Annotated in this window: 7 protein-coding genes and 4 tRNA genes; all 11 read right to left on the bottom strand. The window is 43.1% G+C overall.

Annotation, left to right across the window (positions count from 1 at the left end):
- Nucleotides 1–166: 166 nt before the first annotated feature.
- Nucleotides 167–241, bottom strand: a tRNA-Thr gene (locus tag VF675_RS12905).
- A gap of 14 nt (nt 242–255) precedes the next feature.
- Nucleotides 256–331 (bottom strand) — tRNA-Gly (locus VF675_RS12900).
- 36 nt (nt 332–367) lie between these two features.
- Nucleotides 368–451 (bottom strand) — tRNA-Tyr (locus VF675_RS12895).
- Between the two features lie 55 nt (nt 452–506).
- A tRNA-Thr gene (locus tag VF675_RS12890) sits at nt 507–582 on the bottom strand.
- A 98-nt stretch (nt 583–680) separates the two neighbouring features.
- Nucleotides 681–2,174, bottom strand: a complete 1,494-nt coding sequence (trpE, locus tag VF675_RS12885) for an anthranilate synthase component I (protein ID WP_104852931.1) — start codon at nt 2,172–2,174, stop codon at nt 681–683.
- Nucleotides 2,175–2,334: 160 nt separating this feature from the next.
- On the bottom strand, nt 2,335–3,006 hold the full coding sequence (locus VF675_RS12880) for a phosphoglycolate phosphatase (RefSeq protein ID WP_004975764.1): 672 nt from the start codon (nt 3,004–3,006) through the stop codon (nt 2,335–2,337).
- A 61-nt stretch (nt 3,007–3,067) separates the two neighbouring features.
- Nucleotides 3,068–3,718, bottom strand: coding sequence for an FHA domain-containing protein (locus tag VF675_RS12875; protein ID WP_440205326.1), 651 nt, complete (start codon nt 3,716–3,718; stop codon nt 3,068–3,070).
- Between the two features lie 69 nt (nt 3,719–3,787).
- A complete protein-coding gene (gspD, locus tag VF675_RS12870; protein ID WP_131260972.1) occupies nt 3,788–6,043 on the bottom strand; it encodes a type II secretion system secretin GspD in 2,256 nt (751 codons plus the stop codon).
- Between the two features lie 60 nt (nt 6,044–6,103).
- Complete coding sequence (locus VF675_RS12865) at nt 6,104–6,943, bottom strand: type II secretion system protein N (RefSeq protein WP_004975757.1); 840 nt, start codon at nt 6,941–6,943, stop codon at nt 6,104–6,106.
- On the bottom strand, nt 6,943–7,683 hold the full coding sequence (gene gspN, locus VF675_RS12860; RefSeq protein ID WP_440205325.1) for a type II secretion system protein N: 741 nt from the start codon (nt 7,681–7,683) through the stop codon (nt 6,943–6,945). The genes VF675_RS12865 and gspN overlap by 1 nt, the downstream gene beginning before the upstream one ends.
- A 162-nt stretch (nt 7,684–7,845) precedes the next feature.
- Complete coding sequence (locus VF675_RS12855) at nt 7,846–8,172, bottom strand: H-NS histone family protein (RefSeq protein WP_004975751.1); 327 nt, start codon at nt 8,170–8,172, stop codon at nt 7,846–7,848.
- Nucleotides 8,173–8,415: the final 243 nt, after the last annotated feature.

Below are 8,415 nucleotides of genomic sequence, written 5' to 3'. Positions count from 1 at the left end.
AAACTTAGCCTTAGCCATGTTCATCTTCCTCGTTTACGTCGAACACAATGCTGAGTAAAACTCTGCCCCGACATATCGCCTAAAAAACTAGACACCTAATACTTGAAAAGCAGACTAATAAGCCTGCTTTTTGAAAATCTTGTGCGAATAATCGCTAAACTGTATCTGGAGCTCTTATCGAGATTTGAACTCGAGACCTCTCCCTTACCAAGGGAGTGCTCTACCACTGAGCTATAAGAGCGACAAATCCTTCGATGGAGCGGGAGACGAGGATCGAACTCGCGACATGCAGCTTGGAAGGCTGCCGCTCTACCAACTGAGCTACTCCCGCATCTATGTTGGTAATTACCACTTCTATCGAAGTTAATGGTGGTGGGAGAAGGATTCGAACCTTCGAAGCTTACGCGGCAGAGTTACAGTCTGCTCCCTTTGACCGCTCGGGAATCCCACCATTTTCACACTTACTCAGTGTTCGTTCTTTACTTAACAACTCAAACTCCCTAAGATGGTGCCGGCACACGGATTCGAACTGTGGACCTACTGATTACAAGTCAGTTGCTCTACCAACTGAGCTATGCCGGCGTTTCTTAGTGTTTCGTACGTTTCGTATCGGAACGGTGTGCAGTTTAGCAAAACTTGAAATCCGTGCAAGTGTTTTTTTCAAAAAAAACGCTAAAAACTCATAAAATCAATCCATTTGATGATAATTCAACCGCTTTGATCACTGCGCGAGCTTTTATTTGGGTTTCATTCCATTCAGATTCAGGATTTGAGTCCGCAACTAGACCTGCGCCTGCCTGTACATAGACCTTATTTTGACGAATAACACAGGTACGAATCGCAATCGACATGTCCATTTCGCCATGCCAGCCTAAATAACCAACAGCACCACCAAAAACACCACGTTTTACAGGCTCAACTTCATCAATAATTTCCATGGCACGAATTTTTGGTGCACCCGAAAGTGTCCCTGCAGGGAAAGTTGCCTGAAAAACATCCAAAGCATCGACATCGTCACGCACTTCACCTTGCACATTGGACACAATATGCATGACATGCGAATAACGCTCGATCACCATTTGATCAGTCACTTGTACTTTACCAATTTTGGCGATACGCCCGACATCATTACGCCCCAAGTCAATCAGCATTAAGTGTTCGGCAATTTCTTTTTCATCCGACAACAAATCTTGCTCAAGTGCCAAATCTTCTTCTTTGGTTTTACCGCGCGGGCGTGTACCTGCTAAAGGACGCACAGTGGCAATACCATTTTCCAAACGCGATAAAATTTCAGGTGATGAGCCGACAATATGAAACGGCTGATCATCGCCCAAAGTTTTGCCTTGTACCAAGAATAAGTACGGCGATGGGTTGAGATGGCGCAAAGCACGATAAACCTGTAACGGCTCACCATCAAAATCTGACACCATGCGATGTCCAGGCACCACTTGCATAACATCGCCTGCACGAATGTATTCTTTGACGGTATCAATGGTCGCCAAGAATTTTTCTTTGCCTGTAAGCGATTCAAAATGTGGTGGCGTATGTTTTTCTGCTTTTAGACTAATCGGGGTTGCTAAAATTTCTTCTAGTGCATCGAGTTGTTGTTGTGCCTTGTCATAAGCATCTGCCTGCGCTGCATCGGCATGCACAATTAAGAACAAGGTATCTTTTAAGTTATCAAACACGATGACTGTTTTAGACAACATCATCCAAATATCAGGCAAACCGACTGGATCTGCTGCAGGCACGTTTTTTAAACGCGGTTCGATATAACGCACTGCATCGTAACCAAAATAACCCACCAAACCACCTGTAAAGCTTGGCAATTCAGGCAAGTCAGCTTGCGTAGGCACTTTAAATTGCGCTTGAAAATCGCGGATATACTGAAACGGCTGTGCACAAGTTTGTTTTTCGATTGAACCGTCAGCATGTTGGATGGTGAGTTCACCCGCATTACAGGAGAAAACTGTAGATTCACCCAAACCAATAATTGAATAACGTGCCCAGTTTTCACCACCTTCTACAGACTCAAACAAATAGGCTTGTTGATGCTGCTTCAAACGTGCAAATACCGACAATGGAGTTTCGGTATCGGCCAAACGCTGGCGATATACAGGAATGAGGTTGTAGCCTGCTGCTTTAAGTTGTTCAAATTGAGTCAGAGTGGTCATGTGAAGCTCTCTATATTTCGATGTAGCAATGTTTTCGATAAGACGAAGTGAAGGACGGTTGTAGATTGACTAGCGTCGCCATCGAAATATGGGCATTACAGCCTGACTCATATTGATATCCTTTATAGCAATTAGCGTAAAATTATTTGATTTTTGAATCTTAAATATTTAACAATTCAGTTAAATTATCCACAATTTGTTGCGGCTGACAATTGGCAATCGGCTCACCATGATTATAGCCGTAGCTGACCACAATACAATCAATCCCCGCTCGACGCGCGGCTTCAACATCATTAGAAGAATCACCAATCATCAAGACTTGAGACTTCTCCACTTGATAATGTTCAACACAATGCAGCAATTGACGCGGGTGTGGTTTACGCTCCTCAAAGCGATCTCCACCAATCACATCAGCAAAATAGTGTTGCATCTCTAATGCTTCAACAATGGCACGAGCAGGTAGTTCAGGTTTATTGGTCACACAAACTAAGGTTTTTTGTTGTGCTTTTGCCCAGTCCAAAAATTCAATAATGCCCGGGAATGGTTGTGTGTCGATACACGGATCGGCATTATAAATTTCTAAGAAGGTGTTCAGTAGCTGTTGTTGCTGTTCAGGATGAACTTCGCCCATTAAGTGCGATAAGACACTATTGCAAAATACCGCAGTTCCCTTCCCCACCCAAGTTCGCACTTGTTCCAGTGTTACCAAAGGCAGTTGCAGTGCATTTAAACTCATGTTCATGGCGCGGTATAAATCTGTCGCAGAATCGACCAAAGTGCCATCTAAATCAAATAAAATGACTTGACGTGTATCAAGCTGAGCAATAGACATTCTTCCCCCTAAATGAACAAAGGCATGCGATCGCATGCCTTGATTGTAAAGCAAAGGCTGCTTATTTAAACAATAGCCAAGCCAAAACTGCCAAAATCACCAAGACAATCAGTGAAATCAAGCCAACAGAAGCATTTTTTTGCTGTTCTTTCTCTTGTTCCACACGAGAAACAGGCTGCTCGACAGACACAGGTGTTGGCTCTGCTGGAACTGCATGAATATCCACGCCTTCTGGAATAGGTGCTGGTTTTGGTACTGCCACGCCTTGCGGCATACCATCACTGTTTAATTGCACAGAACTGTCACGTTGATTCAATTCAGGCATTCCCTGCTCGTTCATTTGCTGTGCAGGTGTTTTTTCTGTTTGTGCTGTGACTTTTTCAGCAGTTTCGGCGACATCTGCCGCATGTTCCAATTCAACCGCAGGCGCAAATACTGAAAACTTTAAGCTGGCAAATTGGACGATATCACCTTCTTTAAGTAAGGTTTCATCGGCAATGCGTAAATCATTTACAAAAGTGCCGTTGGAAGAATTTAAATCTTGCACATACAGCGCTTGTTCTTTAAGTAAAAAAGCCGCATGTTTACGTGAAATTTCTGCCGATTGCAGCACCAAATCTGCACTTTGATGACGCCCCACCAACATATCACGGTCGATACTAATTTCTTGGCCAGTAAATTCACCGCTAATTGCTTGTATTTTCCAAGTCATAAATAACTTCTCTCGTGTGATTTGGCGACATCATAACATGCCCTCAACCACAATCTGCGCAGGATACGATTAAGGTGTAGCGCGAATTGTGGTCGTAGTGACTGTATTTTTAGTTTTGCTGACTTCCTGCTGCGGCAAAACTACGTTTTGGCGCTGTACCGCAGGCTCAATCGCAACAGGGGTGCTCACCACCGTTGCTGTGCGGTTTGCAGACACTGCTGATGGTAAGGTTTGATAAGTTCCTGTTTGCGGCGCAACTCGAGATACAGGCAAACGCTGCTGATAAACATCGCTAACATTCTCAGGCAGTTTAGCAAAGCTACCATCGGCATCCATTGCCAACTGAAGGCTATACAATTGGCTATAACGCTGCTGCGAAATACGGCGAATATCCTGACTATCTCCCACAATGGTTGGGTGAATAAAAATCAATAAATTACGTTTTTGATTAGATTGACCATCGGAACGGAATAAACGCCCCAACCCTGGAATAGCACCCAAACCTGGCACAGCCTGACGACTATAAACCGAGTTATCAGAAATTAAGCCACCTAAGACAATGGTTTGTCCGTGCTCGGCCAAAATAGAAGTTTTAATTGCGCGTTTGCTGGTGACTAAATCCTGCGCCTGACCTTTATTGGCTTTGACATCTGACACTTCTTGTTCAACTTCCAAGCGTAGTGTTCCGCCTTCACCAATATGTGGCACGACTTTTAAAGTAACCCCGACATCTTTACGTTCAATAGTGGTATACGGATTTGCCACACCACCATTGGTAGATAATGAACCTGTTACAAAAGGAACGTTTTCACCAACCACAATATAGGCTTCTTCATTGTCCATGGTCACAATAGATGGCGTAGACAATAAATTGGATTTGGTTTTTTCCTTCAAGGCCTGAATCATCGCACCATATAGCTTGCGTGAACCATCACGACCTTCACGATAATCACCCAACACCAATGACGTACCTGCACCAATCGCACTGCCTGCGCCTGCTGCACCACCAGTTAAATAGCCTGCAGCAACATTTTTTAAACTTGCACCAATATTGTCAAAATTAATTAGACCGATACCGCTGCTTAAATCGCCCAATGCCCACTGCACACCCAATTGGTCGGCATCGGTACCTTCCACTTCTATAATCGCAGCTTCAATCAACACTTGTTGACGACGGGTATCTAGTTGCTGAATGGCCGATTCAATTTCACGCATCAACTGCGGATCGGCTTTGACCACCAAAGCATTTTGCGAGCCATCGGCAATAATACTGACACCATTACCATTAAAACTGGTGATGTTGTTTTGATTGTTGCTATTCGAGCTGCCACCCAAATTAATACTTGGGGTGGAAATAGTCGATGAATTACCTGTGTTGTTATTGGTGCTGCTTAAATTACTAGCACTGTTGTTGTTACTGTTGCTATTTGCATTAGAGCTGCTGCTCACCGCCTGTCCTGAAACCAGACCTTGCAATATTTCTGCTAAATTCTGTGCACTGGCATATTTCAAGCGAAAAACCTTCAAACCACCCAAACGATCTGCCGCAGGCACATCCATCATTTCAATCATTTGACGAATGCGTTTACGTGTTGCGGTATCGCCTTTGATGATAATACGATTGGTACGGTTGTCCGCCACAATACGCACACGCGAACCTTTAACATCTTTCGCTGCCCCTGTCGAACTCATCGACTCAAGCAAGCCAATGACTTCTTCGGCTTGACTGGATTGCAGGCTAATCGCTTCAATGTCATTTTGCCCCGTACCATCTAGGTTACGAATAATGCTTTCTAACTGATAAATGTTACTGGCACGATCAGACACGATTAGAGCATTGGTGCCCCCGACCGCAGACAAATGCGCAAACTGCGGCATGAGCGGACGTAAAGCAGGAATCAGGTCATTGGCATTGGTATTTTCTAGCCAAATCACTCGCGTTACAATTTGGTCACCACGCGCATTTTGACGACCATCATAGGGAATGCCTGAGCTTTTTACATTGCTGTCAGGTACAAGGCGAATGGTATTGCCTGATGGTATTGCCACCACACCATTCACATTCAATACGCCTAAAAACAGGTCATAGACTTCATTTTTATTCAGGGCTTTGTTGGAAATCACCGTGACATTGCCACGCACACGCGGATCGACTGCAAAGTTCTTGCCCGTAATATCGGCCACTTCATTAATAAATGCAGTTAAGTCCGCATCACGTAAATTAATTTTCCAGGTTTGCGCATGACTTGCAGTACTCACCATTGCAACAAGCGGTGCAGCAGCCAGTAATGCCCAAAATGGACGCTCATAATTCAATAAAGCCATAATCTACTGTGTTTCCTAACCCTAAATATGTCTCTGCATGTAGTTACGATGCCGATCCATTTAAAAATTTTGTTGTATGGTCATCACTTGATCACCACGTTTTATTTCTAATTTCACTTGACCTTCACGACGTGCCTGTTCAAGCAATTGTGCATCGCTTTGTCCTTGCCCGACGTTTTGCCCATTTAAAGACAAAATACGGTCACCTGGCTGTAAACCCAGTTTATTTCTTAAAGCGGCTGGCGTACGTGTAGTCACTTCATAACCATTGCCCGTATTTGCTTCAACACCCATCTCTTTTAAGTATTGTTCGCGATCTTCCTGTATGCGCTGCACTGCCTGTCCAATGGCATTATTCGGTTGTGCGGACTGCGTAGGTGCAGTTACAGGAGCTTGATTACCACTTGGAATTAAAGGTGCGATAGGTTGATTTAAACCATTTTCAATACCTTTAAACAATACTTCACGCGTCGCGCCACTGCTATGACGTAAAATCACCCGATCCCAGTAGACTTCTGCCAATTGGTACTGACTCAAATCAATCACATCACCCACACGGTAACGCTCTGCCACCTCATTCACTTTAATGACCGCAGAAGAAAACTGACTCGGCTGCCCAACCACTACACCTTGCAAAGTCATATTTAATTGATCATCGGCAGTGTTGCTGCGTCCAAGTTCTTGAAACAATGCAAAGGAGGTAATATTCGGGATTTGTGGTTGCTGTGAACCCAACTCCACCCGATCAATTTGCATGACTTGGGGCGGCGCAACAACCCACCAAAATAAACTCGCCAGTTTCCAACACAGATACAAAATCAAAAAAGCTAAAAATACTGGCGCAGCACGATCAAACTGCTTCCAGTGCAAATTCCCTAATCGTTCAGAGAGTGTACGCATTAGAAACCTCCTTTTAATAGAGGTTGGCGAGTGCTGATCACATAGGTATCTAAGCCCGCTTTGCCTTCATAAGAGGCGATATTCATCAATAAGCGTTGCGTGAGTTGCACATCTAGCATCAAGCTTTGATCAAGCGCAATATTCAGCATTTTTTGTTCACGTTGATCGCGAATATCAAATAACAGTTTGCCATTTTCATCGGACAAACTGCCTTTTAACGCAGGGATATTCATACGGTCTTGGCGCTGAGCAAAACGATACAGCAATTCGCCACCCGCCCACTGCAGTTGTCCTTTGGCTTTGGTGAAGCCTTGCTGTTTTTTAAAATTCAAATGAATGTCTTTGAGTTGAATCGCATTACTTGGCCACTGCCAATTCACAATACTTTTTAAGGTTTCTGGCGCAACTTGCCCATCTAAAGATTGCACCAAGACGCTACCAAAACGATAGCCAACAATGCCTTCGAGTTTAGTATTACCACTGTGTACTTCAACATCGGCAGCGACACGCAATAAAACCAAATCTAAAGGACGTGTATTCCAACTTAAAGAACCACGTAACTGTCCATTGTGCCAATCGGCTTGTCCCTTCCAGATATTGCCACTCACATTATGTAAGGTCTGATTATTTTTATAAAATTTTGAAATTAACCACGCTGCTGGAATTTGTAATAACACAAAAAACAAAGATGCAATGAGGGCGAAAATCCACCACGTGATGTATTTGGGTTTCTTTATCATGCCACCACGACCAACCTTACTAATTTTTCTATGAATGACTTTTTATAACACTCACACATTATGCACACTTTTTCGGCGTCGCCAATTGATACAGATAAAAAAACCAAGCCGTATTGCTTGGTTTTTGAACTCTAAGTCAAATCAATGACAAATTGATGAAGCTTAGATTAGAAAATCTTCAAGTTTTGCGCCTTTTTCTAATTCAGCGACTAACCAGCGTGGTTTTTTACCACGACCAGTCCAAGTATCTGTAGAATTGATTTTGCTACGATAACGTGGCGCTACAGTTTTACGTGGGCTTTTCTTACGCTTGCTTTCGCCAACTTCCAAAATCTGCTCAATGCTTAAACCCAAATTGTCTGCAATCGCTAAAATTTGATTATAGGCATCTTCAATTGCTTGATCTTTTTTCGTGGCAATTAATGCTTCCGCTTCAGCTTGTAAACGCTTTAACTGTTCTACAGACAAATTGCTAATATCAGGCATCATACTTACTCCAAAAACTATGCTTTTTATATTCAGTTATTAAATTAAGCAGATTCATTCTATTTTTATCAAACCGAAGCGTCAATAAAAAATCTACTACTCTACATATAAATAACAGTCGGACATATTATGAACTGATTATTAAGATTTAATCAAGAATATGCTGTACGGTTTTTTCTATTTTATGAATACCCGCGCGTACATTTTCAGGGATTAAGGTTTTTTGCATATTGACGCGATCTACAC

It is taken from the genome of Acinetobacter sp. Lyrl_1 (genome assembly GCF_051948795.1).
Lineage (GTDB): Bacteria > Pseudomonadota > Gammaproteobacteria > Pseudomonadales > Moraxellaceae > Acinetobacter > Acinetobacter towneri.
Note: the sequence above shows the minus strand (reverse complement) of the source record. Positions and strands in the feature narration are given on the sequence as shown.

Coding starts and splice junctions, on each gene's coding strand:
- trpE (WP_104852931.1), bottom strand. CDS start 2,174: ATGACCACTCTGACTCAATTTGAACAACTTAAAGCAGCAGGCTACAAC.
- VF675_RS12880 (WP_004975764.1), bottom strand. CDS start 3,006: ATGTCTATTGCTCAGCTTGATACACGTCAAGTCATTTTATTTGATTTA.
- VF675_RS12875 (WP_440205326.1), bottom strand. CDS start 3,718: ATGACTTGGAAAATACAAGCAATTAGCGGTGAATTTACTGGCCAAGAA.
- gspD (WP_131260972.1), bottom strand. CDS start 6,043: ATGGCTTTATTGAATTATGAGCGTCCATTTTGGGCATTACTGGCTGCT.
- VF675_RS12865 (WP_004975757.1), bottom strand. CDS start 6,943: ATGCGTACACTCTCTGAACGATTAGGGAATTTGCACTGGAAGCAGTTT.
- gspN (WP_440205325.1), bottom strand. CDS start 7,683: ATGATAAAGAAACCCAAATACATCACGTGGTGGATTTTCGCCCTCATT.
- VF675_RS12855 (WP_004975751.1), bottom strand. CDS start 8,172: ATGATGCCTGATATTAGCAATTTGTCTGTAGAACAGTTAAAGCGTTTA.